The sequence below is a fragment of the Pseudomonas lini genome (assembly GCF_001042905.1).
In the GTDB taxonomy this organism is placed as follows: Bacteria; Pseudomonadota; Gammaproteobacteria; order Pseudomonadales; family Pseudomonadaceae; genus Aquipseudomonas; species Aquipseudomonas lini.
The window spans coordinates 179,803-205,307 of sequence record NZ_JYLB01000006.1 but is presented as its reverse complement, the minus strand read 5'-3'; the positions used below and the strand labels follow the sequence as shown (position 1 = coordinate 205,307).

General features: G+C 59.7%; 26 protein-coding genes and 1 other RNA gene. 14 read left to right on the top strand and 13 right to left on the bottom strand.

The features are described from left to right. The first annotated feature begins 184 nt into the window (after nucleotides 1–184). The 4 genes from TU81_RS19140 to TU81_RS19130 all read left to right on the top strand — a co-directional run bounded on the left by TU81_RS19140 (nucleotide 185) and on the right by TU81_RS19130 (nucleotide 1,608). Complete coding sequence (locus TU81_RS19140; protein WP_007899405.1) at nucleotides 185–394, top strand: TIGR02449 family protein; 210 nt, start codon at nucleotides 185–187, stop codon at nucleotides 392–394. Continuing rightward, entirely contained in the window at nucleotides 391–708 is a 318-nt protein-coding gene (locus TU81_RS19135; protein WP_007899404.1) for a cell division protein ZapA, read from the top strand. The genes TU81_RS19140 and TU81_RS19135 overlap by 4 nt, the downstream gene beginning before the upstream one ends. Before the next feature lie 30 nt (nucleotides 709–738). Then, nucleotides 739–917, top strand: a non-coding RNA gene (ssrS, locus tag TU81_RS29695) — 6S RNA. 85 nt (nucleotides 918–1,002) lie between these two features. Next, the gene (locus TU81_RS19130) at nucleotides 1,003–1,608 is read left to right on the top strand and encodes a 5-formyltetrahydrofolate cyclo-ligase (protein ID WP_048396298.1); all 606 of its coding nucleotides are present in this window, start codon (nucleotides 1,003–1,005) and stop codon (nucleotides 1,606–1,608) included. A gap of 35 nt (nucleotides 1,609–1,643) precedes the next feature. Here the strand turns inward: TU81_RS19130 and TU81_RS30510 are convergent, their stop codons facing one another. Further along, the gene (locus tag TU81_RS30510; protein WP_088500339.1) at nucleotides 1,644–1,793 is read right to left on the bottom strand and encodes a hypothetical protein; all 150 of its coding nucleotides are present in this window, start codon (nucleotides 1,791–1,793) and stop codon (nucleotides 1,644–1,646) included. Between the two features lie 200 nt (nucleotides 1,794–1,993). Here TU81_RS30510 and TU81_RS19125 point away from each other — a divergent pair, with 200 nt between their 5' ends. Next, nucleotides 1,994–2,443, top strand: a complete 450-nt coding sequence (locus tag TU81_RS19125) for an EVE domain-containing protein (RefSeq protein WP_048396297.1) — start codon at nucleotides 1,994–1,996, stop codon at nucleotides 2,441–2,443. A gap of 106 nt (nucleotides 2,444–2,549) precedes the next feature. On the opposite strand, the gene TU81_RS19120 is transcribed toward TU81_RS19125, so the two are convergent. Continuing rightward, nucleotides 2,550–2,957 (bottom strand): flagellar basal body-associated protein FliL, encoded by a 408-nt coding sequence (locus tag TU81_RS19120; RefSeq protein ID WP_038980837.1) that lies wholly within the window; start codon nucleotides 2,955–2,957, stop codon nucleotides 2,550–2,552. A gap of 150 nt (nucleotides 2,958–3,107) precedes the next feature. On the opposite strand from TU81_RS19120, the gene TU81_RS19115 reads away from it, so the two are divergent. Both TU81_RS19115 and glpT read left to right on the top strand, forming a co-directional pair. Then, nucleotides 3,108–4,085, top strand: coding sequence for an NADPH:quinone oxidoreductase family protein (locus TU81_RS19115; protein WP_048396296.1), 978 nt, complete (start codon nucleotides 3,108–3,110; stop codon nucleotides 4,083–4,085). Nucleotides 4,086–4,305: 220 nt separating this feature from the next. Beyond that, on the top strand, nucleotides 4,306–5,655 hold the full coding sequence (gene glpT, locus TU81_RS19110) for a glycerol-3-phosphate transporter (protein ID WP_007899392.1): 1,350 nt from the start codon (nucleotides 4,306–4,308) through the stop codon (nucleotides 5,653–5,655). Here the strand turns inward: glpT and TU81_RS19105 are convergent. The 6 genes from TU81_RS19105 to TU81_RS19080 all read right to left on the bottom strand — a co-directional run bounded on the left by TU81_RS19105 (nucleotide 5,631) and on the right by TU81_RS19080 (nucleotide 11,744). Then, the gene (locus TU81_RS19105; protein WP_038980835.1) at nucleotides 5,631–6,299 is read right to left on the bottom strand and encodes a gamma-glutamylcyclotransferase; all 669 of its coding nucleotides are present in this window, start codon (nucleotides 6,297–6,299) and stop codon (nucleotides 5,631–5,633) included. The genes glpT and TU81_RS19105 overlap by 25 nt on opposite strands. A gap of 209 nt (nucleotides 6,300–6,508) precedes the next feature. Then, a complete protein-coding gene (locus tag TU81_RS19100) occupies nucleotides 6,509–7,477 on the bottom strand; it encodes a CDP-6-deoxy-delta-3,4-glucoseen reductase (protein ID WP_048396295.1) in 969 nt (322 codons plus the stop codon). Further along, nucleotides 7,477–8,943 carry a 4-hydroxy-3-polyprenylbenzoate decarboxylase gene (gene ubiD / locus TU81_RS19095; RefSeq protein ID WP_007899385.1) on the bottom strand — a complete coding sequence of 489 codons (1,467 nt, stop codon included), beginning with the start codon at nucleotides 8,941–8,943 and terminating at the stop codon, nucleotides 7,477–7,479. The genes TU81_RS19100 and ubiD overlap by 1 nt, the downstream gene beginning before the upstream one ends. Nucleotides 8,944–9,076: 133 nt before the next feature. Further along, nucleotides 9,077–10,336 (bottom strand): transcription termination factor Rho, encoded by a 1,260-nt coding sequence (rho, locus tag TU81_RS19090; RefSeq protein ID WP_007899384.1) that lies wholly within the window; start codon nucleotides 10,334–10,336, stop codon nucleotides 9,077–9,079. A 247-nt stretch (nucleotides 10,337–10,583) separates the two neighbouring features. Next, nucleotides 10,584–10,913, bottom strand: coding sequence for a thioredoxin TrxA (trxA, locus tag TU81_RS19085; RefSeq protein WP_007899382.1), 330 nt, complete (start codon nucleotides 10,911–10,913; stop codon nucleotides 10,584–10,586). A 123-nt stretch (nucleotides 10,914–11,036) separates the two neighbouring features. Next, complete coding sequence (locus TU81_RS19080) at nucleotides 11,037–11,744, bottom strand: FadR/GntR family transcriptional regulator (protein WP_048396294.1); 708 nt, start codon at nucleotides 11,742–11,744, stop codon at nucleotides 11,037–11,039. 257 nt (nucleotides 11,745–12,001) lie between these two features. Between TU81_RS19080 and TU81_RS19075 the strand changes: the two genes are divergently transcribed. The 5 genes from TU81_RS19075 to ppx all read left to right on the top strand — a co-directional run bounded on the left by TU81_RS19075 (nucleotide 12,002) and on the right by ppx (nucleotide 16,600). Then, complete coding sequence (locus TU81_RS19075; protein ID WP_048396293.1) at nucleotides 12,002–12,787, top strand: transporter substrate-binding domain-containing protein; 786 nt, start codon at nucleotides 12,002–12,004, stop codon at nucleotides 12,785–12,787. A 22-nt stretch (nucleotides 12,788–12,809) separates the two neighbouring features. Beyond that, nucleotides 12,810–13,481 (top strand): amino acid ABC transporter permease, encoded by a 672-nt coding sequence (locus TU81_RS19070; protein WP_008076077.1) that lies wholly within the window; start codon nucleotides 12,810–12,812, stop codon nucleotides 13,479–13,481. Beyond that, entirely contained in the window at nucleotides 13,478–14,128 is a 651-nt protein-coding gene (locus TU81_RS19065) for an amino acid ABC transporter permease (protein ID WP_008012514.1), read from the top strand. Before TU81_RS19070 ends, TU81_RS19065 begins: the two co-directional genes overlap by 4 nt. Then, the gene (locus TU81_RS19060) at nucleotides 14,115–14,852 is read left to right on the top strand and encodes an amino acid ABC transporter ATP-binding protein (protein ID WP_048396292.1); all 738 of its coding nucleotides are present in this window, start codon (nucleotides 14,115–14,117) and stop codon (nucleotides 14,850–14,852) included. Before TU81_RS19065 ends, TU81_RS19060 begins: the two co-directional genes overlap by 14 nt. Before the next feature lie 245 nt (nucleotides 14,853–15,097). Further along, on the top strand, nucleotides 15,098–16,600 hold the full coding sequence (gene ppx, locus TU81_RS19055) for an exopolyphosphatase (RefSeq protein ID WP_048396291.1): 1,503 nt from the start codon (nucleotides 15,098–15,100) through the stop codon (nucleotides 16,598–16,600). A 192-nt stretch (nucleotides 16,601–16,792) separates the two neighbouring features. Here the strand turns inward: ppx and ppk1 are convergent, their stop codons facing one another. Together ppk1 and hemB are read right to left on the bottom strand one after the other, a co-directional pair. After that, entirely contained in the window at nucleotides 16,793–19,015 is a 2,223-nt protein-coding gene (ppk1, locus tag TU81_RS19050; RefSeq protein ID WP_038980823.1) for a polyphosphate kinase 1, read from the bottom strand. 18 nt (nucleotides 19,016–19,033) lie between these two features. Continuing rightward, complete coding sequence (hemB, locus tag TU81_RS19045; protein WP_038980820.1) at nucleotides 19,034–20,047, bottom strand: porphobilinogen synthase; 1,014 nt, start codon at nucleotides 20,045–20,047, stop codon at nucleotides 19,034–19,036. A gap of 207 nt (nucleotides 20,048–20,254) precedes the next feature. Here hemB and TU81_RS19040 point away from each other — a divergent pair, with 207 nt between their 5' ends. Beyond that, complete coding sequence (locus tag TU81_RS19040; protein WP_007899360.1) at nucleotides 20,255–20,887, top strand: DedA family protein; 633 nt, start codon at nucleotides 20,255–20,257, stop codon at nucleotides 20,885–20,887. Here the strand turns inward: TU81_RS19040 and TU81_RS19035 are convergent. Further along, a complete protein-coding gene (locus TU81_RS19035; protein ID WP_038980818.1) occupies nucleotides 20,868–22,103 on the bottom strand; it encodes a sterol desaturase family protein in 1,236 nt (411 codons plus the stop codon). The genes TU81_RS19040 and TU81_RS19035 overlap by 20 nt on opposite strands. A gap of 114 nt (nucleotides 22,104–22,217) precedes the next feature. Between TU81_RS19035 and elbB the strand changes: the two genes are divergently transcribed. Continuing rightward, nucleotides 22,218–22,886 (top strand): isoprenoid biosynthesis glyoxalase ElbB, encoded by a 669-nt coding sequence (gene elbB / locus TU81_RS19030; RefSeq protein ID WP_038980817.1) that lies wholly within the window; start codon nucleotides 22,218–22,220, stop codon nucleotides 22,884–22,886. 112 nt (nucleotides 22,887–22,998) lie between these two features. Here the strand turns inward: elbB and TU81_RS19025 are convergent, their stop codons facing one another. Next, a complete protein-coding gene (locus tag TU81_RS19025) occupies nucleotides 22,999–23,454 on the bottom strand; it encodes a YaiI/YqxD family protein (protein WP_033060654.1) in 456 nt (151 codons plus the stop codon). Between the two features lie 107 nt (nucleotides 23,455–23,561). After that, the gene (locus TU81_RS19020; RefSeq protein ID WP_038980814.1) at nucleotides 23,562–25,460 is read right to left on the bottom strand and encodes an FTR1 family protein; all 1,899 of its coding nucleotides are present in this window, start codon (nucleotides 25,458–25,460) and stop codon (nucleotides 23,562–23,564) included. Nucleotides 25,461–25,505 lie beyond the last annotated feature (45 nt).

Genomic DNA, 25,505 nt, shown 5'->3' with positions numbered 1-25,505 from the left:
CTGTCCGCCAGCCAGGCCTGTACGAAAACTCGCCGAGCGGCGATCAGGCAAGGCAAAAACAGGCGAGCAAGCGGAGTGTAGGGCCCTACATGAGCATTGCGAGCCTGTTTTTAACGCAGCATGATCGACGCGCAGGCAGTTTTGTACAGAGCCTGCCACCCATCAGACACAACCAGTGGACACAATGGAAGACACCGACCTGCAAGCGCTGATGGCCAGACTCGAACTGCTAATTACTCGAGTCGAGCAACTAAAGAGTCAGAATGGACTCCTATTAGCTCAGGAAAAGAGCTGGCGCGAGGAACGCGCGCACCTCATTGAAAAAAATGAAATCGCCCGGCGTAAGGTCGAATCGATGATTTCGCGCCTCAAGGCCCTGGAGCAAGACTCATGAGTTCAAGCAATAGCGTTACCGTGCAGATCCTCGACAAAGAATATTCGATCATCTGCCCCCAGGAAGAGCGCAGCAACCTGGTGAGCGCTGCCCGTTACCTGGACGGCAAGATGCGCGAAATCCGCAGCAGCGGCAAAGTCATCGGCGCCGACCGCATCGCCGTGATGGCCGCGCTGAACATTACGCACGATCTTCTGCACAAGGAAGAACGCCCGGATGTACAGGCCAGCGGCTCGACCCGAGAGCAGGTTCGCGACCTGCTGGACCGCGTCGATCTGGTGCTGTCGACCGATCCGGATGTCACCAAGGGCTGATTCGCGTGACCGCTTGGGGTATACTCGCATCACTCCCTGGGGTGCTTGCCAGTTGACGACGTCCCTGAGCCGATTCGCACTACCCTGGAGGTTGCACGTTGGGCTGGTGTGCATGTCCGCTAGACGGAAAGCCTTAAAGCCTACTGCATCTTCCACCTTGAACTTTCGGGTTCAAGGGCTAAGTCGACAGCGGTTCATCCGGGGAGCCTGATTCCAGTCCGATGCCGGTTTAATTACCGGCATCGGCTTTTTTACGGGTACGCTTTAGTACTCGCACTTCCGAAGCATGAATCCATGACCGAACCTGCGCTGCTGCCCCGCCCGCAACTTCGACGCATGCTGCGCAAGGCCCGCCGCGCACTGACCCCCAGTCAGCAGCGCGAGGCCTCTCGCGGGCTGTATAAGCAATTGGCCCAGCACCCGCTGTTCCGCCGCGCAAAACACATCTCTCTGTACCTGCCCAACGACGGTGAAATCGATCCGCGCCTGCTGATGCGTGCCGCGCAACGTCGGGGCAAGGCGATTTATCTGCCGGTGCTCAGTGCCTGGCCGCGAACCAAAATGGTGTTCCAGCGGATTCGTCCCGGCGAAAAGTTCAAACCCAACCGCTTTCGCATCCCCGAACCTCGGCACAATATCGCCCGACAACGCAAAGTCTGGGCGCTGGACCTAGTGTTGTTGCCGCTGGTGGGGTTTGACGATGTTGGCGGACGCCTGGGAATGGGCGGTGGTTTCTACGACCGGAGCCTGGCGTACCTGGCGCGTCGCAAAAACTGGCGCAAGCCGACGCTGCTGGGCTTGGCCCATGAATGTCAGAAGGTTCAACGATTGGCTCAGGCGAGCTGGGATGTGCCGCTGCAGGGAACGGTCACGGACAAGGCGTGGTATTTCGCGGACTAGACGCCACTGAAATCAGCGGCGCCCAAAAGACAGGTTCAGCGCTTGAAGGCCGACGGCTGTTGCTGTGCGATCTCGATGGGAGCATCGGGTTTGTTGTTCCACAGGCTTTGGGCATAGCCGGTGGTCACGACACCAAGGCCGAATAAAATTACCAAAATCCATAGTAAATCCGGTTTGCGTTTCATCGATTGCCCCCCAAAGGCACATCAACACGATGACAGCAGCGGTTTCCGTTGTAGGTGTAGGCCGTGCAGCAGCGTCAAGCTTAGAAGGCCGGCATTTTGCGACAACGTGAACCGACACGCAAACGCTGGCGTCAACCGACCGTCGGTTTGTCATAAAATTGCCCGACCGCTTGCCCACTCACCTCGCAAGGAGCAAAACCATGGCCTATTGGCTGATGAAATCCGAGCCCGACGAACTCTCGATCAAAGACCTGCAGAAGCTTGGCCGAGCGCGCTGGGACGGGGTTCGCAACTACCAGGCGCGTAATTTCCTGCGGGCCATGGCAGTGGGTGACGAGTTTTTCTTCTATCACTCCAGCTGCCCGGAGCCGGGAATTGCCGGGATCGGCAAGATTGTCGAAGCCGCGTACCCGGACCCGACGGCGCTGGAGCCTGAGAGTCATTACTTCGACCCGAAGGCCACTGCCGAGAAAAACGCCTGGACTGCGATCGATGTTGCGCATGTCGAGACGTTTTCCAAGGTGCTGAAGCTGGATTATCTGAAACAGCAAACGGCACTGGCCGAGATGCCACTGGTGCAGAAAGGCTCGCGACTGTCGGTAATGCCAGTGACGGTGGAGCAGTGGGCGGCGGTGATTGCATTACGTTGAAAATCGTTAAAAGATCGCAGCCTTCGGCAACTCCTACAGGGAAACTCGTTCGGCGTAGGAGCTGCCGAAGGCTGCGATCTTGGCAATCAATCAGACAATACAAGACTCACTGGATAATGAGGTTGTTGAACAACAAATCCTCAACCACCGGCTTGCCGGTTTCGTCGTTCATCACTTGCTGGGTCTGCTTCAAGGCTTCCTGACGCAGCTTTTCCTTGGCTTCGACGTTGTTCATGGCTTCAGTAGTCTGCTGCGCAAACAACGCCACCAACTGATTGCGGATCAAAGGCTCGTTGGCCTTCACCGCTTTGGTCGCCTCTTCGCCAGTCACCCGCAACGCCACATCGGCCTTATAGACCTTGAGCTTCGGCGTGCCGTCCAGCCCATAGTTGCCCACGAATGGCGGGCTCAGGGTGATGTAATTGACCTTCGGGGCTTCACCTTCTTTGGCTTCTTCGGCCATCGCTGCCACAGGCAGAGACAGGGCCAGCAACAACATGATCCACGCTTTCACAATTCGCTCCTTATCCGGTTTGCGGCCAAGCATAACGACCCGCCGCTCAAGCACAAGCTTATGGCTGACTATCAGGGTCGGGCATGCTCGTTGACCCAATGACTCACACACCTACACTTATCGGCCATCACTCCCAAAGGAATAGCCCTGATGAAAGCCGTGCTGAGCAAAGCCTTCGGCCCTGCCGAATCGCTGGTGCTGGAAGACGTCGCCAGTCCTGTCGCGAAGAAGAATGAAATCCTGCTGGACGTGCACGCGGCCGGGGTGAATTTCCCGGACACGTTGATCATCGAGGGTAAATACCAGTTCAAACCGCCCTTCCCGTTTTCTCCGGGTGGCGAAGCGGCCGGCGTGGTCAGCGCCGTGGGCGAGAAGGTCAGCCACCTCAAGGTTGGCGACCGGGTCATGGCCCTGACTGGTTGGGGCAGCTTCGCCGAGCAAGTCGCGGTGCCGGGCTACAACGTGTTGCCGATCCCGCCATCGATGGACTTCAACACCGCCGCTGCATTCAGCATGACCTACGGCACTTCGATGCACGCTCTCAAGCAACGGGGCAACCTGCAACCCGGCGAAACGTTGCTGGTGCTCGGCGCTTCCGGTGGTGTCGGCCTCGCAGCGGTGGAAATCGGCAAAGCCATGGGCGCCCGCGTTATAGCCGCCGCCAGCAGCGCGGAAAAACTCGCGGTGGCCAAGGCCGCCGGCGCCGATGAGTTGATCAACTACAGCGAAACCAGCCTCAAGGACGAGATCAAACGCCTGACCGACGGCCAGGGCGCTGACGTGATCTACGATCCGGTGGGCGGCGACCTGTTCGACCAAGCCATCCGCGCCATTGCCTGGAACGGCCGCCTTTTGGTAGTCGGTTTCGCCAGCGGACGAATCCCTGAGCTGCCAGTGAATCTGGCGCTACTCAAAGGCGCAGCGGTGGTCGGCGTGTTCTGGGGCTCCTTCGCCCAACGCCAGCCACAGGACAACGCGGCGAACTTCCAGCAACTGTTTGGCTGGTTTGCCGAGGGCAAGTTGAAACCGCTGGTGTCGCAGGTGTATCCGCTGAGCAATGCGGCGCAGGCCATCAATGATCTTGGCCAGCGCAAGGCGGTCGGGAAAGTGGTGGTTCAGGTTCGCTGATTGTTTACCTGACCTGATTTACCTATACCGGGTCGCAACCCTGCGACCCGGTTCCGCCATCCCCATACCGCCCTTCATTTATACCTGAGCGACATGTTCATAAAAGAACATGCGACCTCCAACATTTCCCCTGTTTGACCAATGTGAACCGGTGCTATTTTCGGTAACGAAACTGTAACATTCGCATCCGCAGTCAAAACAAGAAATCTGGAGCTCTTGAATGTTTGCTTTCTTTCGTCCTGCCGCACATCAGGCTCCATTGCCTGAAGAAAAAATAGACAGCACCTACCGACGCCTTCGCTGGCAGATCTTCGCCGGGATTTTCATCGGCTATGCGGGTTACTACCTGCTGCGCAAGAACTTCTCCCTGGCCATGCCGTACCTGATCGACGAGGGCTACACCCGTGGCCAACTGGGCCTGGCAATGTCGGCGATTGCGATTTCCTACGGCCTGTCGAAGTTCCTCATGGGCCTGGTGTCTGACCGCTCCAACCCGCGCTACTTCCTGCCGTTTGGCCTGTTGGTGTCGGCCGGCGTGATGTTCGTTTTCGGCTTCGCGCCTTGGGCAACGTCCAGCGTGACCATGATGTTCATCCTGCTGTTCATCAACGGCTGGGCCCAGGGCATGGGCTGGCCGCCGAGTGGCCGAACCATGGTGCACTGGTGGTCACAGAAGGAGCGCGGTGGCGTGGTGTCTGTGTGGAACGTGGCACACAACGTCGGCGGCGGCCTGATCGGCCCGCTGTTCCTGCTCGGCATGGGCCTGTTCAACGATTGGCACGCCGCGTTCTACGTACCGGCGGCGGTGGCTCTGGCAGTGGCGGTGTTTGCCTTCATGACCATGCGCGACACGCCACAGTCGGTGGGCCTGCCGCCAATCGAGAAGTACAAGAACGACTACCCGGAAGGCTACGACGCCAGCCACGAAGAGGAATTCAGCGCCAAGGAAATCTTCGTCAAGTACGTGCTGCGCAACAAAATGCTCTGGTACATCGCCATGGCCAACGTCTTCGTCTACCTGCTGCGTTACGGCGTGCTGGACTGGGCACCGACCTACCTCAAGGAAGCCAAAGGCTTCACCGTGGACAAAACCTCGTGGGCGTATTTCTTCTACGAGTGGGCGGGGATCCCGGGCACGCTGCTGTGCGGCTGGATGTCGGACAAGATCTTCCGTGGCAACCGTGGCCTGACCGGCATGGTGTTCATGGCGCTGGTGACCGTGGCGACATTGGTTTACTGGCTTAACCCGGCCGGCAACCCGACCGTCGACATGATCGCGCTCGTCTCGATCGGCTTCCTGATCTACGGCCCGGTGATGCTGATCGGTCTGCAAGCGCTGGAACTGGCGCCGAAGAAAGCCGCCGGGACTGCAGCAGGCTTCACGGGGTTGTTCGGTTATCTGGGTGGTTCAGTCGCGGCCAGTGCAGCGATGGGCTACACCGTGGACCACTTCGGCTGGGACGGCGGTTTCGTCTTGCTGATCGGCGCATGCCTGCTGGCGATGGCCTTCCTTGCGCCAACGCTGTGGCACAAGCAAGTCGCCAGTCAGAGCCGCGAAGCGATCGCCTGATCGGCCTTTGATTTGCAGCGCTTGAGCCGCGCCTCCAGATTACGGTCTGGCATGGCGTGGCTACGCAGGGCGTGAGCGGTCTGCTCGACATACTCGCGAGTGGTGCCGTAACGCCCGCAAGCGCTTTCGAACACCTGGCTCAGCACATGATCCGGCAAGTTGCCGGCATAGCTGGGCAGGTGCCGCTCCAAAACGAATCCCAATGCCTGAACCTGACTTCCGTCTTCGAGACGGCAGTTAAGCCAATGTGGGCGATAGGACGGAAATGGCATTTCACGCTGCCAGAGTGCATAAAGCGAAGCTTCGAGTTGTTCTTCAGGCAAGCGATAGGCAAACCCGCTGCATGAGCCGCCACGATCCAGGCCAAACACCAGCCCGGGCACTTCCGGCGTACCGCGATGTTCGTGGGACCACAGGTATAAACCGCGATGGTAGCCATGCACACGCCCGCGCACCCGCTCAACCGCCGCACATTCAGGGCGCCAGATCAGCGAACCATAAGCAAACAGCCAGACCGGCCCACCCTTGTGGCGCGCCATGGTCGCCTGCATTGAGCCGAGTAATTGTTCGTGCGTGAGCTGCGGCCCCAGATCGAGCCGCGGAGGGTAAGCCAGATTCAAAAAAGCAGATTCAATGGCGCTCATGGCGAATAGCGTTCAGCTCCCCGCGGGTAAAGAATTACTTAATAGAACGCACCGCTGTAACAATAAGGCACATATGTCTTAAGGCAATTTAAGTGCCATGGCGGAGTTCAAAACGTATTGCCTGAATGAGATATAACCTACCGGCATTTATATAAATCTATAAATACCGATCGGCTATATGGAGAGTTATAACGATTTAAAATCGGGGATCAAGATCGGGGCGCGTAAGCGAAAACGTCCGCGCGCATTTGATGGGCATCCATCCCCGCTTCGACCAGCGCATCCAGCGTGCCATAGACCATCGCCGGAGAGCCGCTGGCGTAGACGTGCAGGGCTTTCAGATCAGGGAAATCTTCACACACCGCCTCATGCAACATGCCGCAGCGCCCTCCCCAGCCGCATTGATCGCTGACGACTTTATGCAGATACAGATTGGGCAATTTCAACCATTCGTCCCAATGCTCAATGCCATAAAAGTCTTCGGGACGACGCACGCCCCAATACAGATGCACCGGATGCTTGAACCCCGTGGCCCGGCAATGTTCGATCAGGCTGTGGATCTGGCCCATGCCGGTACCGGCAGCGATCAGTACCAGTGGACCGTCCGGCAGTTCCGCCAGATGGGTATCGCCGAACGGCAGTTCGATGCGCACCATCGGGTTGCGCTGCAGCTGCTCGATCAGGCTCAGCGCACTGCTTTCGCGCGCCAGTACGTGAATTTCCAGATCGCGGCCGGAATGCGGTGCAGAGGCCAGGGAGAAGGCGGATTTCTCGCCGTTCTCACGCTCGATCATCAGGTACTGACCGGCGTGATAGCGCGGCGGCTTGCCCGCAGGCGCACGCAGACGAACGCGCCAGGTATCGCCGCCGACGTCCCTGCATTCAATGACCTGACACGACACGCTGCGCACCGGCAATTCTCCCCGCGCGAGCACGCCATCCCACAGCACGATGCAGTCTTCCAGCGGCTCTGCAATGCAAGTGTAGAACTCGCCATGGTCGCGCACATCGCCGGCTTGTTCGACCCGCCCTTCCACCAGCAACGCGCCGCACACATGGCAATTGCCGTTGCGACAGCTTTGCGGGCATTCATAGCCCAGGCGCCGCGCGCCATCGAGAATACGCTCGCCGGGCAGAATCTCTAGCACTGCTCCGGAGGGCTGCAAGGTTACACGCATCAATCTATTCCTAACTGATTCCAGATGGCATCGATCCGTTGGGTAACGGCTTCATCCTTGACGATAACCCGGCCCCACTCGCGAGTGGTTTCGCCTGGCCATTTATGCGTGGCATCGAGCCCCATCTTCGAGCCCAAGCCGGAGACCGGCGAGGCGAAGTCCAGGTAGTCGATCGGCGTGTTGTCGATCATCACCGTGTCACGCTTGGGGTCCATGCGCGTGGTGATGGCCCAGATCACGTCGTTCCAGTCCCGTGCGTTGATATCGTCGTCGGTGACGATAACGAACTTGGTGTACATGAACTGTCGCAAAAACGACCAGACACCGAGCATTACCCGCTTGGCATGGCCGGGATACGACTTCTTCATGGTCACGATGGCCATGCGGTACGAACAGCCTTCGGGCGGCAGGTAGAAGTCGGTGATCTCCGGAAACTGCTTTTGCAGGATCGGCACGAACACTTCATTCAGCGCCACGCCGAGAATCGCCGGCTCATCCGGTGGACGACCCGTGTAGGTGCTGTGGTAGATCGGTTTGATCCGATGGGTAATGCGTTCGACGGTAAACACCGGGAAGCTGTCGACTTCGTTGTAGTAGCCGGTGTGGTCGCCATACGGGCCTTCGTCGGCCATTTCGCCCGGATGGATCACGCCTTCGAGGATGATCTCGGCGGTGGCCGGTACCTGCAGATCGTTGCCGCGGCACTTCACCAGTTCGGTGCGATTGCCGCGCAACAGACCGGCGAAAGCATATTCGGAGAGGCTGTCCGGCACCGGCGTCACGGCGCCAAGAATGGTTGCCGGGTCAGCGCCCAGAGCCACAGACACCGGGAACGGCTGGCCGGGGTGTTTCTCGCACCACTCACGGTAGTCCAGCGCGCCGCCACGGTGGCTCAACCAGCGCATGATCACCTTGTTGCGGCCGATCACTTGCTGACGGTAGATGCCGAGGTTCTGGCGATCCTTGTTCGGCCCCTTGGTGACGGTCAGACCCCAAGTGATCAGCGGGCCGACGTCACCCGGCCAGCAGGTCTGTACCGGCAACATCGCCAGATCGACATCGTCGCCTTCAATGACCACTTCCTGGCACACCGCGTCTTTGACGACTTTCGGCGCCATGGCAATGATCTTGCGGAAGATCGGCAGCTTGGACCAGGCGTCCTTCAGGCCCTTCGGCGGCTCGGGCTCCTTGAGGAACGCCAACAGCTTGCCGATTTCGCGCAACTCGCTGACCGCTTCTGCGCCCATGCCCAGCGCCACGCGCTCGGGAGTGCCGAACAGATTGCCGAGTACTGGAATGTCATAACCGGTAGGGTTTTCGAAAAGCAGCGCAGGGCCCTTGGCGCGCAACGTGCGATCGCAGACCTCGGTCATTTCGAGCACTGGGGACACTGGAACCTGGATGCGCTTGAGTTCGCCGCGCTTTTCCAGGCCGCTGATAAAGTCGCGCAAGTCGCGATACTGCATGCGTGAGCCTCGTGTTGGCCGTGGCGTTCGGGGCAGGCAGTTTAGCGCCGAACCCCTCTATTCAGAACCACGAACATCAAAAATCAGATAGCAAAAAGCCGGGTTTCCCCGGCTTTTGCTGACTTTCTGCGATTTACTTACGTTTCATCGACAGGAAGAACTCGTCGTTGGTCTTGGTCTGTTTCAGCTTGTCGACCAGGAACTCGATGGCAGAGACTTCGTCCATCGGGTGCAGCAGCTTGCGCAGGATCCACATACGCTGCAGTTCGTCGTCGGCCGTCAGCAACTCTTCGCGGCGAGTACCGGAGCGGTTGATGTTGATGGCCGGGAACACACGCTTTTCGGCGATCTTGCGATCCAGAGGCAGTTCCATGTTGCCGGTGCCTTTGAATTCCTCGTAGATCACTTCGTCCATCTTCGAGCCGGTTTCAACCAGCGCGGTAGCGATGATGGTCAGCGAGCCGCCTTCTTCGATGTTCCGTGCAGCGCCGAAGAAACGTTTTGGTTTCTCCAGGGCGTGGGCATCGACACCACCGGTCAGTACCTTGCCGGAGCTCGGGATCACGGTGTTGTAGGCACGCGCCAGACGGGTGATGGAGTCGAGCAGGATCACCACGTCCTTTTTGTGTTCGACCAGGCGCTTGGCCTTCTCGATCACCATTTCGGCAACCTGCACGTGGCGGGTTGGCGGCTCGTCGAACGTCGAGGCAACCACTTCGCCGCGAACGGTGCGCTGCATTTCGGTCACTTCTTCCGGACGTTCGTCGATCAGCAATACGATCAGATGAACTTCAGGATTGTTACGTGCGATGTTCGCCGCGATGTTCTGCAGCATGATCGTTTTACCGGCTTTCGGCGGTGCAACGATCAGGCCGCGCTGGCCTTTACCGATCGGGGCGCACAGGTCGATGACACGACCTGTCAAGTCTTCGGTGGAACCGTTGCCGGCCTCCATCTTCATGCGCACGGTCGGGAACAGCGGGGTCAGGTTCTCGAAGAGAATCTTGTTTTTCGCGTTCTCGGGACGATCGTAGTTGATCGTGTCGACCTTGAGCAGTGCGAAATAACGCTCGCCTTCCTTTGGAGGGCGGATCTTGCCAACGATGGTGTCACCGGTGCGCAAGTTGAAGCGGCGGATCTGGCTCGGCGAGACGTAGATATCGTCTGGGCCGGCGAGATAGGAAGCGTCAGCGGAGCGCAGGAAGCCGAAGCCGTCCTGGAGAATCTCCAGCACGCCATCACCGGAGATTTCCTCGCCGCTTTTAGCGTGCTTTTTGAGCAGGGAGAAAATCACGTCCTGCTTGCGCGAACGGGCCATATTTTCTATGCCCATCTGTTCGGCCAATTCGAGCAGTTCGGTAATCGGCTTTTGCTTGAGTTCAGTCAGATTCATATAGGAATGACGTAATCATTTATGGAGGGGGGAAATTAAGCTTTTGGCTTAATGAGGCCGCGCCGCAGAGAAGGCGACAGGATCGCGTACTTATTCGAAAAGGAGTGCGTCGGCGACGGCTAGCAGGGGGCAGTGGAGAAACCAGTGCGGGGCCGAATGTACCACCTGAGTTTCGGAGCGTCTAGCCCTCAATAACGAAAAGGCCCCGCATTATGCGGGGCCTTTTCATGACGATTTATAACAACGCTTAGATGTTGGCGTCGAGGAAAGCAGCCAGTTGCGACTTCGACAGCGCGCCGACCTTGGTGGCTTCGACGTTGCCGTTCTTGAACAGCATCAGCGTCGGGATACCACGTACGCCGTGCTTGGCCGGGGTTTCCTGGTTTTCGTCGATGTTCAGCTTGGCAACGGTCAGCTTGCCAGCGTAGGTGCCAGCGATCTCGTCCAGAACCGGGGCGATCATTTTGCAGGGGCCGCACCACTCAGCCCAGTAGTCAACAAGCACAGGGCCAGCAGCCTTCAGTACTTCTTCTTCGAAGTTAGCGTCGGTGACGTGCTTGATAAGATCGCTGCTCATGGATGTCTCCGGGTTGTAAGCAATAAAAAAACGTGGCCCATCATAGCCGCCCTTCCCGTGTTCAGGAAGCCGCAGATGATTGAGTCTCGCTATGGTGGCCCATGAGTTTGGGTATAGCTCAAGTCATGAGGTGGCGGGAGCGACGAAAGCAATTCCGGTGCGCAGGGCGGCGTTGCGCACATGCTCTTGCATGGCCTTCTGCGCGGCGCCAGAGGCCCGACGCGCCAGCGCGCGGAGGATTTTACGGTGTTCCTGCCAGGTTTCCATGGCCCGTTCGGCCCGGATGAACGGTAGCTTCTGGCTCTCCAGGAAGATGTCGGCGCTGGCCGTCAGAATGCTCAGCATCGCCTGATTGCCGCTGGCGAGAAGAATGCGCCGGTGAAACTCGAAATCCAGTCGCGCCGCCGCCTCGAAGTCGGCGGCACGCAGTTCGTTGCGCATGGCGGCGACATTGTCTTCCAGGGCATCGAGCTCATCGGTGCTCAGGGTCACGGCCGCCAGCCCGGCGGCAAAACCTTCCAGCGCGTAGCGCAACTGGAAGATGTCCAGCGGCGATGCCTGAGCCGCGAACGGCCAGCCCGGCGCCGCATCGCCCCGGGGCAGATCGACCGGTGACTGCACGAACACGCCTTTGCCTGGCTGGATACTGATCACGCCCAGCGCACTCAGAGACGATAACGCCTCACGCAATGACGCCCGACTGACCCCCAATTGCACCGCCAGGTCCCGTTGCGAGGGCAAGGCATCCCCCGCCCCGAAACCTTGCTCGGCGATCAGTTTGCGGATGGCTTGCAGCGCCACTTCAGGTACGGCGCGGGAGATCGAGTTCATGGTTTTTTCAGACGAGCCAGGCCAATGAGCGGCTAGTTGTAAAGCTATTCGCGACGTCCGGCAAGTCGTGCCCCATGGGGGTTCGGGAATTTTCACGGGTGCGCCATCAGGGTGCGAAATGCCACCCAACTGTTCAGACCAGTAAGACCGAACGACACCAGCAAAACCGGGGCCTGCGCCCCCCAAAACCTAATCTTGGCATGGCCCGTGCTCTGTCGATCCGCAGAAATCACTTCCCGCCGATCCGGAGATTTGCCATGACCATGCGTTACAGCGTCCTCATCAAAGCCCTGTTCGCCAGCCTGATGCTGAGCCAGGCACCCGCCCACGCCGACGGCCTGGAGGATGTGGTCAAGCGCGGCACCCTCAAAGTCGCGGTGCCCCAAGACTTTCCACCGTTCGGATCGGTCGGCCCGGACATGAAACCTCGCGGCCTCGATATCGACACCGCCAAACTGCTGGCCGACCAACTCAAGGTCAAACTCGAGCTGACCCCGGTCAACAGCACCAACCGCATTCCGTTCCTGACCACCGGCAAAGTCGATTTGGTGATTTCCAGCCTCGGCAAGAACCCTGAGCGCGAAAAAGTCATCGACTTCTCCCGTGCCTACGCACCGTTCTACCTCGCCGTGTTCGGCCCGCCAGACGCCGCCATCAAGGGCCTGGATGATCTCAAGGGCAAAACCATCAGCGTCACCCGTGGCGCCATCGAAGACATCGAACTGACCAAAGTCGCCCCCGAAGGCGCGACCATCAAACGCTTCGAAGACAACAACTCGACCATCGCCGCCTACCTCGCAGGGCAAGTCGACCTGATTGCCAGCGGCAACGTGGTGATGGTGGCGATCAGCGAGAAAAATCCGAAACGCGTGCCGGCCCTGAAAGTGAAGCTCAAGGATTCGCCGGTTTACGTTGGCGTGAACAAGAACGAGCCGGCGCTGCTGGGCAAGGTCAACGACATTCTCACCACGGCCAAGGCTGACGGTGCGCTGGAAAAGAATTCGCAAACCTGGCTGAAAGAGCCGCTGCCGGCCGATCTCTGATCGTTCGCGCGGGAGACGATTTATGGCTTATCAGTTCGATTTCTTGCCGGTGGTGGAAAACACCGACCTGCTGCTGCGCGGTGCGCTGTTCACCCTTGAGTTGACGGCCATTGGCGCGGTGCTCGGGGTCGGTCTGGGTATCGTCGGGGCACTGGTGCGGGCGTGGAACATCCGCCCGTTCGCCGGCATTTTCGGGGTTTACGTCGAGTTGATCCGCAACACGCCATTCCTGGTGCAGTTGTTTTTCATCTTCTTCGGTTTGCCGTCGCTGGGCCTGCAGATTTCCGAATGGCAAGCGGCAGTGCTGGCGATGGTGATCAACCTTGGCGCCTATTCGACCGAGATCATCCGCGCCGGCATTCAAGCGATCCCCCGCGGGCAGCTGGAAGCCGCGGCCGCCTTGGCGATGACGCGCTTCGAAGCCTTCCGCCACGTGGTTCTGCTGCCGGCGCTGGGCAAGGTCTGGCCGGCCCTGAGCAGCCAGATCATCATCGTGATGCTCGGCTCGGCGGTCTGCTCGCAGATCGCCACCGAAGAGCTGAGCTTCGCCGCCAACTTCATTCAATCGCGCAACTTCCGCGCCTTTGAAACCTATGCCCTGACCACACTGATCTATCTGTGCATGGCGCTGCTGATCCGCCAATTGCTGAATTGGATCGGCCGGCGCTACATAGCCAGGAGCAGCAGCCAATGAGCGATTTCACCTTCTGGGACATCCTGCGCAACCTGCTCACGGGCCTGCAATGGACCTTGGCATTGTCGCTGGTGGCGTTTATCGGTGGCGGGCTGATCGGTTTGCTGATCATGGTGATGCGGATTTCAAAAAAATCCCTGCCCAGTAACTTCGCCCGCACCTACATCGAACTGTTCCAGGGCACGCCGCTGTTGATGCAGCTGTTTCTGGTGTTCTTCGGTGTGGCGCTGGCCGGTGTGGAGATTTCGCCGTGGATGGCGGCGGCGATTGCCTTGACGCTGTTCACCAGCGCTTACCTGGCGGAGATCTGGCGCGGTTGCGTCGACTCGATCCCCAACGGCCAGTGGGAAGCCTCGTCGAGCCTGGCACTCAACCCGCTGGAGCAACTGCGCTACGTGATCCTGCCGCAAGCCCTGCGCATCGCCGTGGCGCCAACCGTGGGCTTCTCGGTGCAAGTGGTCAAAGGCACCGCCGTCACCTCGATCATCGGCTTCACCGAACTGACCAAGACCGGCGGCATGCTCGCCAACGCGACCTTCGAGCCCTTCATGGTCTACGGCCTGGTGGCGCTCGGTTACTTCCTGCTCTGCTACCCCTTGTCCCTCAGTGCGCGCTACCTGGAAAGGAGACTGCATGCCTCTGCTTAGAATTTCCGCCCTGCATAAATATTACGGCGACCACCATGTGCTCAAAGGCATCGACCTGAGTGTCGACGAAGGCCAGGTGGTGGCGATCATCGGCCGCAGCGGCTCGGGCAAATCCACCTTGTTGCGCACCCTCAATGGTCTGGAGTCGATCAATGACGGCGTGATCGAAGTCGACGGCGAATACCTCGACGCCGCCCGCGCCGACCTGCGCAGCCTGCGGCAGAAAGTCGGGATGGTGTTCCAGCAGTTCAATCTGTTCCCGCACCTGACTGTGGGCGAAAACGTCATGCTCGCGCCGCAAGTGGTGCAGAAAGTGCCGAAAACCAAAGCCGCCGAGCTGGCGCGGCAGATGCTGGAACGGGTCGGGCTGGGGGAAAAGTTCGATGCGTTCCCGGATCGACTGTCTGGCGGCCAGCAACAGCGGGTGGCGATTGCTCGCGCACTGGCCATGTCGCCGAAGGTGTTGTTATGCGACGAGATCACCTCGGCACTCGACCCGGAACTGGTCAACGAGGTGCTGAGCGTGGTCCGGCAACTGGCCAAGGAAGGCATGACGTTGATTATGGTCACCCATGAAATGCGCTTTGCCCGCGAGGTTGGGGACAAATTGGTGTTCATGCACCACGGCAAGGTGCATGAGGTGGGGGATCCGAAGGTGTTGTTCGCCAACCCGCAGACGGCGGAGCTGGCGAATTTCATTGGGACGGTGGAAGCGGCGGGCTGAAAGACCGTCAGTGCCTTCGAGGCCGCCTTCGCGGGCAAGCCCGCTCCCACAGGGTTCGATGTGCGCCTCGATTGTTCGAACGACACAAAATCCATGTGGGAGCGGGCTTGCCCGCGAAGAGGCCGTCTGCAACGCCACGAATGCCACCCGCGCTAAAAGATCGCAGCCTTCGACAGCTCCTACGCGTTGGCGTCAGCGTTTGATCGTGGCAGGATGTCGAGGTTATCGACCGAGACCCCCTGACCATGCCGCAATCCCAAGCCAAGAATCTGTCCCTGATCGCCGCAATCGACCTGGGCTCCAACAGCTTTCACATGGTCGTGGCCAAGGCCCAGAACGGCGAAATCCGGATTCTCGAACGTCTCGGGGAGAAGGTTCAGCTGGCCGCCGGCATCGACGAAGAGCGCCAACTCAGCGAAGAATCCATGCAGCGCGGGCTCGATTGCCTGAAGCGTTTCGCCCAACTGATCAGCGGTATGCCGCCCGGCACCGTGCGGATCGTCGGCACCAACGCCCTGCGCGAAGCCCGTAACCGCGCCGAATTCATCCGTCGCGCCGAAGAAATTCTCGGCCATCCGGTAGAAGTCATCTCCGGCCGTGAAGAAGCGCGCCTGATTTACCTCGGCGTCTCCCATACCCTCGCCGACACACCGGGCAAGCGCCTGGTGGCCGACATCGGCGGCGGCAGTACTGAGTTCATCATCGGCCAGCGTTTCGAACCGCTGCTGCGCGAAAGCCTGCAAATGGGCTGCGTCAGCTTCACCCAGCGCTATTTCAAGGATGGCAAGATCACCCCGGCCCGCTACGCCCAGGCGTACACCGCGGCGCGGCTGGAGATCATGAGCATCGAACACGCCCTGCACCGCCTGACCTGGGATGAAGCCATCGGCTCCTCGGGTACCATTCGCGCCATTGGTCTGGCGCTGAAGGCTGGCGGGCATGGCACTGGCGAAGTGAATGCCGAAGGCCTGGCCTGGCTCAAGCGCAAGTTGTTCAAACTCGGCGATGTCGAGAAAATCGATTTCGAAGGCATCAAGCCCGACCGCCGGGCGATCTTCCCCGCCGGGTTGGCGATTCTCGAAGCGATCTTCGACTCCCTCGAACTGCAACGCATGGATCACTGTGAAGGTGCCCTGCGCGAAGGCGTGCTCTATGACCTGCTGGGCCGTCATCATCACGAAGATGTCCGTGAGCGCACGCTCAGCTCGCTGATGGAGCGTTACCACGTTGATCTGGAACAAGCCGCGCGGGTCGAACGCAAGGCGCTGCATGCCTTCGACCAGGTGGCCGTGGACTGGGAGCTGGATGACGGTGTCTGGCGCGAACTGCTGAGCTGGGCGGCCAAGGTCCATGAAGTGGGCCTGGACATCGCGCACTATCAGTACCACAAGCACGGCGCCTACCTGATCGAGCACTCGGACCTGGCCGGATTCTCCCGCGAAGACCAGCAAATGCTCGCGCTGCTGGTGCGGGGCCACCGACGCAACATTCCCAAGGACAAGTTCGCCGACTTCGGCGACGACGGCATCAAGCTGATTCGCCTGTGCGTGCTGCTGCGCTTTGCGATTCTGTTCCACCACATCCGCGGTACCCAGGAAATGCCACAAGTCGTGCTGCACGCCAACGGCGACAGCCTGGATGTGTTGTTCCCGGAACACTGGCTGGACGACAACCAGTTGACCCAGGCCGACTTCGCCCTGGAAGCGGAGTGGCTGACCCGCGTCAGCTTCGTGCTCAACGTCCGCTAATTACGCAATATCCCGTAGGAGCTGCCGAAGGCTGCGATCTTTTGATCTTGCCTTTCAGTAGCCCAGAAAAGATCAATATCAGAAGATCGCAGCCTTTGGCAGCTCCTACACGGGACAGGTTCGGCATAAACGTCAGGTGAAAACAAAAATGGCGATCCGCAGGGATCGCCATTTTTTTACGCTACGTCGAGGTTAACGTACGGCCAGAATCGGGCTGCCCAAACGCTCAAGCAAGGTTGCCTGGGCACTGCGCGGGTTCTGGTTACCGGTCGGCGTATTGCGGATGTAGCGACCGTCCGCCTGCAGGCTCCAGCTATGGGTGTTATCGGTCAGATAAAGCTCGAGCTCTTTCTTGACCCGCAAAATCAGCTTCTTGCCCTCGACCGGGAAGCAAGTCTCGACGCGCTTGTCGAGGTTGCGCTCCATCCAGTCGGCACTGGACAGGAACATCTGCTCTTCGCCGCCATTGAGGAAGTAGAAGACCCGGGTGTGTTCCAGGAAGCGACCGATGATCGAGCGCACGTGGATGTTGTGGGAGACGCCGGCAATGCCCGGGCGCAGACAGCACATGCCGCGCACCACCAGATCGATACGCACTCCGGACTGACTGGCCTTGTACAACGCGCGGATGACCTTCGGATCGGTCAGCGAGTTGAACTTGGCGATGATGTGCGCCGGTTTGCCGTCGAGGGCGAACTGAGTCTCCCGGGCAATCATGTCGAGCATGCCCTTTTTCAACGTGAACGGTGCGTGCAGCAGTTTCTTCATGCGCAGGGTTTTACCCATGCCGATCAACTGGCTGAACAGTTTGCCGACGTCTTCGCACAAGGCATCGTCGGAGGTCAGCAGGCTGTAGTCGGTGTACAGACGGGCGTTGGCCGCGTGGTAGTTGCCGGTACCCAAGTGGGCGTAGCGGACAATCTCGCCAGCCTCGCGACGCAAAATCAGCATCATCTTGGCGTGGGTCTTGAAGCCGACCACGCCGTAAATCACCACCGCACCGGCCGCTTGCAGACGGCTGGCCAGTTGCAGGTTGGATTCTTCGTCGAACCGCGCGCGCAATTCGATTACCGCCGTCACTTCCTTGCCGTTACGCGCAGCGTCCACCAGCGCATCGACAATCTCGGAGTTGGCGCCGCTGCGATACAACGTCTGACGAACCGCCAACACGTGTGGATCCTTGGCCGCCTGGCGCAGCAAGTCGACCACCGGGGTGAACGACTCGAACGGGTGCAGCAGCAGGATGTCCTGCTTGCTGATCACGCTGAAAATGTTCTCGCTGTTTTGCAGCAGTTTCGGGATCTGCGGGGTGAACGGCGTGTATTGCAGCTCCGGATGACTGTCCAGGCCGGTGATGCTGAACAACCGGGTCAGGTTGACCGGGCCGTTGACCTGATACAGCTCGGTCTCGTGCAGGTTGAACTGCTTGAGCAGGTAATCGGACAAGTGTTTCGGACAGGTGTCGGCCACTTCCAGCCGCACCGCGTCACCGTAGCGACGGGAGAACAACTCGCCGCGCAGGGCGCGGGCCAGGTCTTCTACATCTTCGGTGTCGACCGAAAGGTCGGCGTTTCGGGTCAGGCGGAACTGGTAGCAACCCTTGACCTTCATGCCTTGGAACAGGTCATCGGCGTGAGCATGGATCATCGACGACAGGAACACGTAGTTGTCGCCCGGGCCACCGACTTCTTCCGGCACTTTGATGATTCGCGGCAGCAGACGCGGTGCCGGAATGATCGCCAGACCGGAGTCGCGACCGAAGGCATCGATGCCCTCGAGCTCGACGATGAAGTTCAGGCTCTTGTTCACCAGCAACGGAAACGGGTGCGTCGGGTCGAGGCCGATCGGGGTGATGATCGGCGCAATCTCGTCACGGAAATAACGACGAACCCAGGTCTTGAGCTTGGTGGTCCAGTAGCGACGACGGATGAAGCGGACCTGATGCTTTTCCAGTTCCGGCAACAGAATGTCGTTGAGGATTGCGTACTGACGATCGACGTGACCGTGCACCAGCTCACTGATGCGGGCCAGAGCCTGGTGCGGTTGCAAGCCATCGGCGCCAGCCTGTTCACGGGCGAAGGTGATCTGCTTCTTCAGGCCGGCTACACGAATCTCGAAGAACTCGTCCAGGTTGCTGGAGAAAATCAGCAGAAACTTCAGCCGCTCCAGCAATGGGTAGGACTCATCCAGCGCCTGTTCCAGCACGCGGATGTTGAACTGCAGTTGCGAGAGCTCACGATGGATGTACAGGCTGCTGTCATCCAGGCCGGGAATGGCAATCGCTGGCGCCGCAACAACGGGCTCGGCCACCACCGCGGGTGGAGCAGGCTCCAGTTCCGGCGGGGTTTCGGCGATTTGCTCCACCACAGGTTGAGCGTCTTTTACGGCAACTTCAGTGAGTCCTTCGGTATTCATCGAATGTTCCTGGGAGGGCTATTTTTGCTCTCGTAACAATTGAGCAGCGCGGACGGCAAAGTAAGTCAGGATGCCATCAGCGCCTGCACGTTTAAAAGCGGTCAGGGATTCGAGGATAACCCCTTCGCTCAACCAGCCATTCTGGATCGCTGCCATGTGCATGGCGTATTCGCCGCTGACCTGATAAACAAAGGTCGGCACTTTGAATTCTTCTTTGACCCGGTAAAGGATATCCAGATACGGCATGCCTGGCTTGACCATGACCATGTCCGCGCCTTCTGACAAGTCCGCTGCCACTTCGTGCAGAGCTTCGTTGCTGTTGGCCGGGTCCATCTGATAGGAGGCCTTGTTGGCCTTGCCCAGGTTCAGCGCCGACCCCACCGCATCGCGGAACGGGCCGTAATAGGCGCTGGCGTATTTGGCCGAGTAAGCCATGATCCGCACGTTGACGTGATCGGCCAGCTCCAGCCCTTCGCGGATCGCCTGGATGCGCCCGTCCATCATGTCCGACGGGGCCACCACCTGAGCGCCGGCTTCGGCGTGGGACAGGGCCTGTTTAACCAGTGCGTCGACGGTAATGTCGTTCTGCACGTAGCCTTCTTCGTCGAGAATGCCGTCCTGACCGTGGGTGGTGAACGGGTCCAGGGCGACGTCGGTGATCACACCCAACTCCGGGAATCGATCACGCAGAGCTCGGGTAGCGCGCTGAGCGATGCCGTCGGGGTTCCAGGCTTCAGCGGCGTCCAGGGATTTAAGCTCTGGTGGTGTCACCGGGAACAGTGCCAACGCAGGAATCCCAAGCTCGACCCACTTGGCCGCTTCTTCAAGCAACAAATCGATGGTCAGGCGTTCGACGCCCGGCATCGAGGCCACCGCTTCGCGACGGTTTTCACCGTCCAGCACGAACACCGGCAAGATCAGGTCGTCGACGGTCAACACGTTTTCACGGACCAGTCGGCGCGAGAAATCATCACGACGGTTGCGACGCAGGCGGGTTGCAGGAAACAAACGGTTGGCGGGGGTAAAGCTCACGGCAGACTCCTGAGCCCGCGCAGACGGGCGAGCGTGACAGTTATAAGCGGCCATTATGACGAACACATGACAGTTGTGTGCACCCTGTGACACGTAGCCGCATTCCATTGTCCTTGTAGGAAATGTTCACGTCGAGACACATTTGGACACTTTCATGAATGTGCACGAAGGGTTAGGCTGCGCGTTCATTTCGCCAGCACCCAGACAATGCTCCAACAATTTCTGCATGACTTCGGCTATTTTGCCCTTTTTCTCGGCACGTTTTTCGAAGGCGAAACCATTCTCGTGCTCGCGGGCTTCCTTGCGTTCCGCGGATACATGGACATCAACCTGGTGGTGGTCGTGGCGTTCTTCGGCAGCTATGCCGGCGATCAGCTGTGGTACTTCTTGGGGCGCAAGCACGGGCGCAAATTGCTGGCCCGCAAACCGCGCTGGCAACTGATGGGTGATCGGGCGCTGGAACATATTCGCAAGCACCCGGACATCTGGGTGCTGAGCTTCCGTTTTGTCTATGGGTTGCGCACCGTAATGCCGGTGGCGATCGGTCTGTCGGGCTATCCGCCGGGACGTTACCTGCTACTCAACGGCATTGGCGCAGCGATCTGGGCCACCGCGCTGGCCGCAGCCTCTTATCACTTCGGCGCGGTACTCGAAGGCATGCTTGGCAGTATCAAGAAGTACGAGCTGTGGGTGCTGGGCGCCCTGCTGGTACTGGGCTTTGGCCTGTGGCTGCGGCGGCGCTTCAAGAATGCCCGTCTGGCTAAGAAGATCTATGCCGACGAGCAAGCGTTGAAAGCCGAACAGGCCAAGTCCAGCGAACCTACGACGCCCATCGAGTGAAGCGGTTTCTACAACAGTAGAGACCGATTCCGCTGAGCAGGCTGTAACTGAGCAGCCCCACCCAGCCCACCGCGCTGCCCGGCCATAGCCCGACCATCGGCGCCAGCCACACCAGCGGCAGGTTCGACGCCAGCCGCAACAGCTCCAGCTTCAATGCCTGCGGGCGATTTTCCAGGGCCGCGCCCAACACAAACAGCCCCCATCCCACAGCCCCCCAGCCCAACACCAGGGCCGACGTCGGCAGGCTCTGCTCCAGATTCATCAAGTAACTGCCCAAGGCGATGTAGACGCAAAATTGCAGCGCCACATACCACTGTTGGCGCCCATCCAGCGGCACCTCGAATTTGCGGAACTGGCTCAGGTCCGGTTTGTTCATCGGGTATTTGGCCGCCACATCCGCCGGCCGCCAACCGGTGCGCATGAACCAGATTCGCAGTTTGTCCCACCTGCTTTCGGCGCGCCGGGCGTCATCCCACAGCTGCACATAGAACTGCACGTTCGCCCACAACGGATTCCAGCTCGCCAGCGGTGTGGTCACGCCGAAAATCACCGGTTCGTTGTCGTCCTCTTCCTGGAACGAGCCGAACAGACGGTCCCAAATAATGAACACCCCGCCGTAGTTGCGATCCATGTAAAGAGCGTTCTGTGCATGGTGAGCCCGATGATTGGACGGCGTGACGAAGAACCATTCGAACCAGCCGAGCTTGGGAATGTGCCGGGTATGCACCCAGAATTGATACAGCAGATTCAGCGCCGCGACGCTGACAAACACCAGCAGCGGCACGCCGAGCATGGCCATGGGCAGGTAGAAAATCCAGCTGAGCAGAAAACCGGTGCTGGTCTGGCGCAAGGCCGTGGAGAGGTTGTAATCCTCGCTCTGGTGATGCACCGAGTGGGCGGCCCAGAGGATGTTGCGCTCGTGGCCCATGCGGTGCAGCCAGTAGTAGCAGAAGTCGTAGAAGACAAAGGCAAACACCCAGACCCAGACGCTGTCGGCCGACAGCTCAATCACGGCCAGATGCTTCAGGGCAAAGGCATAAGTCACCAGGCCGACCCCTTTGGTCAACAAGCCCGTGGTGGTCGACAGCACGCCAGTACTGACGCTGTTGATCGCGTCTGCCACGCGGTAATTGCTCACCCCGCGCCAACGGTCGGCCAGCAACTCGACCGCAATCAGCACAAAGAAAAATGGCACCGCATACAGAATGAAGTCCATGACGCGCCCTGATCAGAATTGTTCAGCAGAGATTAGGTGTAGCCGTGAATTAACCCTATGGCAACGAGTGACAAATTAGTGGACATTTAACGCCATGAATCTGGAGAAAAGCCCATGAGCAAAAAAATTGCAGTGATCCTTTCCGGTTGCGGCGTGTACGACGGAGCCGAGATCCACGAAAGCGTGATCACCCTGCTGCGGCTGGACCAGCGCGGTGCCCAGGTGCAGTGTTTCGCACCCGATATCGCGCAATTGCATGTGATCAACCACCTGACCGGCGAAGAAATGCCCGAGGCGCGCAACGTGCTGGTGGAATCGGCGCGGATCGCCCGGGGCAATATCAAGGACATCCGTGAAGCCAGCGTCGAAGACTTCGATGCGCTGATCGTTCCTGGCGGATTCGGGTCGGCTAAAAACCTGTCGAGCTTTGCCGTCGAAGGTGCCGGATGCAGCGTTCAGCCTGACGTCCTGGCGTTGACCGAAGCGTTCGCCGAAGCCGGCAAACCGGTGGGGCTGATCTGCATCTCGCCGGCCCTGGCCGCAAAAATCTACGGCCCGGGTGTGACCTGCACCATCGGCAACGATGCCGATACCGCCGCCGCGATGAACAAGATGGGCGCCACCCATGCCGAGTGCGCAGTGACCGACATCGTCGAAGACAAGGCGCGCAAATTGGTGAGCACTCCGGCGTACATGCTGGCGCAATCGATCAGCGAGGCCGCTTCCGGCATCAACAAACTGGTCGACCGCGTACTGGAACTGACCCACGAAAACGACGAGTAAAGAGGCAAGATCAAAAGATCGCAGGCTTCGCCAGCTCCTACAGGATTTTGCACTGACCCGTAATTTGCGTCGGTCACGGTCCGTGTAGGAGCTGCCGCAGGCTGCGATCTTTTCAGGCTTTGCGCGACAACCGCGTAAGTATCCGGTCCAGCGCATTGGCGAACGCCTGCTTCTCGCGCTCGCCAAACGGTGCCGGTCCGCCGCTCATCTGCCCCTGCTCGCGCAGATCAGTGAACAGGTTACGCACCGCCAGCCGATCGCCCATGTTCTGCGCATCGAACTCCTTGCCTCGTGGGTCCAGCGCCGCAACGCCTTTCTTCACCAACCGATCCGCCAGCGGCACATCGCTGCAAATCACCAGCTCACCTGGCACGGCGTATTCCACCAGGTAATCGTCGGCGGCATCCGGGCCGCTGGGCACCACGATCAGCTTCACCAGGGCGAGGCCCGGTTTGATCTGCGGCTGGCCGGCCACCAGCACTACTTCGAATTGGCGCTTGAGGGCGAATTTCACCACCAGATCCTTGGCTGCCCGCGGGCAGGCGTCGGCATCGATCCACACGCGCATAGTTATTTCCTCTGTTGAAAAGCATCGCGGGCAAGCCCGCTCCCACAAGGTTAGCGCTGAACCTGTGGGAGCGGGCTTGCCCGCGATTGTGAGCGCAGCGAATGCTTTTAAGAAGCCGACACCCGCCGCTTCTCCGCCATCCGACTGCGGCTGTACAGCACGATGATCGCAATGATCGCCACGGCTTGGGCACTCAGCGAATACGCATCAGCGTGGATCCCCAGCCAGTCGAAGTCAAAGAACGGTACCGGTCGCGTGCCGAAGACACCAGCTTCCTGCAACGCCTTCACACCATGGCCGGCAAACACCACCGACAACGCGCACAGCAATCCGGCATTGATGCCGAAGAACAACGCCAGCGGCAGTTTCGCCGAGCCGCGCAAAATCACCCAGGCCAAACCGATCAGCAATACCAGCGCCGTCGCCCCGCCCGCCATTACCGCGTTGTGCCCTGCCGGCCCGGCCTGCAACCACAGGGTTTCATAAAACAGGATCACTTCGAACAGCTCGCGATACACCGAGAAGAACGCCAGGATCGCAAACCCGAAACGCCCGCCGCCACTCACCAGGCTGCTCTTGATGTAGTCCTGCCAGGCCGCTGCGTGGCGACGGTCGTGCATCCACACGCCGAGCCAAAGCACCATGACACTGGCAAACAACGCCGTCGCGCCTTCCAGCAATTCACGCTGGGCACCGCTAACGTCGATCACATACGCCGCCACCGCCCAGGTCGCCAGCCCGGCCAGCAGCGCCAGGCCCCAACCGATGTTGACGCTGCGCACCGCCGATTGCTGACCGGTATTGCGCAGGAACGCGAGGATCGCCGCGAGCACCAGAATCGCTTCCAGGCCTTCTCGCAACAGAATCAACAGACCGGAAATATAGCTAAGCGACCAGCTCAAGCCATCACTACCAAGCAGGCCAGCGGACTCTTTCAACTTGGCCTTGGCCGCCTCCAGACGCTGCTCGGCCTGGGCTAACGGCAAGCCGTCCTGCAACGACTGACGGTAAGCCATCAGGGACTTCTCGGTGTCTTTGCGCACGTTGGCGTCGACGTTGTCCAGAGAGCTTTCGACCAGCTCGAAGCCTTCCAGGTACGCCGCCACCGACAGGTCATAAGCCTGATCGTGATCACCGGCGCGGTAGGCTGCGATGCTCTTGTCCAAGGTGGCCGCGGTGTAATCCAGCAACTGTCCCGGACCACGCTTGACCTGCGGCGGTTGCGCTCGCTGCTCGCGGAAGGTCGCGGCGGCTTGCGGACCTTCGGCGGCCTGCACTTCGGCTGGCGTCTGACGTGCCAGGTCGGCGATGTTGTAGGTTTTCCCGGACTTTGCCGCGGCCGGATCGGCGCTGAAGCTGGCGATGTAGGTCGCCAGGTCCCAACGTTGACGATCATCAAGCTGATCGGCGAAGGCCGGCATGTCGGTGCCTTCAACGCCCATGCCCAGCGTGTTGTAAATCGCGTAAAGGCTCAGGCGATCCAATCGCGCGGCATCGCGCAGATTGGCCGGCGGTGGCGTCATGCCGACGCCTGCCGGGCCGTCACCGGCGCCCGCATCGCCATGGCACACCGAGCATTGCTGGGCATACAGCGGCGCGCCGCGAGTCGGGTCTGGAGTGATAACCGGAGCCTGGCTGACCTCATAGGTCACCGCCAGTTTTGCGCCCAATTGCCGTGCCTGACGAGCGACATCCGCGCCATCTTTGCGAGCAGCGATTCCAGCACCAAGGCTGCTGACGCCCTGCTCCAGCTCTGCGCGTTCAGGTTTGGCCGGCAAATCGGCGATCAAACCTTGCAGCACCTTCAGGAATTCCTGCTGTTCACGGTATTCGGATTCATCGATGACTTTGCCCGCCTCGACCGTCGCCGGGTAATCGGCGCCAATGTAATCGAGCAAATGCAGGGCCTTGGGCGCACCTTCTGCGGTTTCGGCCAGCGCATTGAAGCTGCAGAACGCGATCATCGGCAGCACGAGCCACGCCAGAAAACGGGAGGAGGCAATCATGAACAAATCTCAAATGGAAATACGAAGTAACACATTGTTCACTTC

Bases quoted from the DNA above. Each gene is read 5' to 3' on its own strand.
- TU81_RS19070 (WP_008076077.1), top strand. From the start codon at position 12,810: ATGGCTTATCAGTTCGATTTCTTGCCGGTGGTGGAAAACACCGACCTG.
- TU81_RS30510 (WP_088500339.1), bottom strand. From the start codon at position 1,793: ATGAAACGCAAACCGGATTTACTATGGATTTTGGTAATTTTATTCGGC.
- ubiD (WP_007899385.1), bottom strand. From the start codon at position 8,943: ATGCAGTATCGCGACTTGCGCGACTTTATCAGCGGCCTGGAAAAGCGC.
- TU81_RS19135 (WP_007899404.1), top strand. From the start codon at position 391: ATGAGTTCAAGCAATAGCGTTACCGTGCAGATCCTCGACAAAGAATAT.
- TU81_RS19025 (WP_033060654.1), bottom strand. From the start codon at position 23,454: ATGCGCGTGTGGATCGATGCCGACGCCTGCCCGCGGGCAGCCAAGGAT.
- TU81_RS19100 (WP_048396295.1), bottom strand. From the start codon at position 7,477: ATGCGTGTAACCTTGCAGCCCTCCGGAGCAGTGCTAGAGATTCTGCCC.
- TU81_RS19075 (WP_048396293.1), top strand. From the start codon at position 12,002: ATGACCATGCGTTACAGCGTCCTCATCAAAGCCCTGTTCGCCAGCCTG.
- ppk1 (WP_038980823.1), bottom strand. From the start codon at position 19,015: ATGAATACCGAAGGACTCACTGAAGTTGCCGTAAAAGACGCTCAACCT.
- TU81_RS19140 (WP_007899405.1), top strand. From the start codon at position 185: ATGGAAGACACCGACCTGCAAGCGCTGATGGCCAGACTCGAACTGCTA.
- TU81_RS19105 (WP_038980835.1), bottom strand. From the start codon at position 6,299: ATGAGCGCCATTGAATCTGCTTTTTTGAATCTGGCTTACCCTCCGCGG.
- TU81_RS19065 (WP_008012514.1), top strand. From the start codon at position 13,478: ATGAGCGATTTCACCTTCTGGGACATCCTGCGCAACCTGCTCACGGGC.
- TU81_RS19035 (WP_038980818.1), bottom strand. From the start codon at position 22,103: ATGGACTTCATTCTGTATGCGGTGCCATTTTTCTTTGTGCTGATTGCG.
- trxA (WP_007899382.1), bottom strand. From the start codon at position 10,913: ATGAGCAGCGATCTTATCAAGCACGTCACCGACGCTAACTTCGAAGAA.
- TU81_RS19080 (WP_048396294.1), bottom strand. From the start codon at position 11,744: ATGAACTCGATCTCCCGCGCCGTACCTGAAGTGGCGCTGCAAGCCATC.
- rho (WP_007899384.1), bottom strand. From the start codon at position 10,336: ATGAATCTGACTGAACTCAAGCAAAAGCCGATTACCGAACTGCTCGAA.
- TU81_RS19125 (WP_048396297.1), top strand. From the start codon at position 1,994: ATGGCCTATTGGCTGATGAAATCCGAGCCCGACGAACTCTCGATCAAA.
- elbB (WP_038980817.1), top strand. From the start codon at position 22,218: ATGAGCAAAAAAATTGCAGTGATCCTTTCCGGTTGCGGCGTGTACGAC.
- TU81_RS19115 (WP_048396296.1), top strand. From the start codon at position 3,108: ATGAAAGCCGTGCTGAGCAAAGCCTTCGGCCCTGCCGAATCGCTGGTG.
- TU81_RS19020 (WP_038980814.1), bottom strand. From the start codon at position 25,460: ATGATTGCCTCCTCCCGTTTTCTGGCGTGGCTCGTGCTGCCGATGATC.
- ppx (WP_048396291.1), top strand. From the start codon at position 15,098: ATGCCGCAATCCCAAGCCAAGAATCTGTCCCTGATCGCCGCAATCGAC.
- TU81_RS19040 (WP_007899360.1), top strand. From the start codon at position 20,255: ATGCTCCAACAATTTCTGCATGACTTCGGCTATTTTGCCCTTTTTCTC.
- TU81_RS19130 (WP_048396298.1), top strand. From the start codon at position 1,003: ATGACCGAACCTGCGCTGCTGCCCCGCCCGCAACTTCGACGCATGCTG.
- TU81_RS19060 (WP_048396292.1), top strand. From the start codon at position 14,115: ATGCCTCTGCTTAGAATTTCCGCCCTGCATAAATATTACGGCGACCAC.
- glpT (WP_007899392.1), top strand. From the start codon at position 4,306: ATGTTTGCTTTCTTTCGTCCTGCCGCACATCAGGCTCCATTGCCTGAA.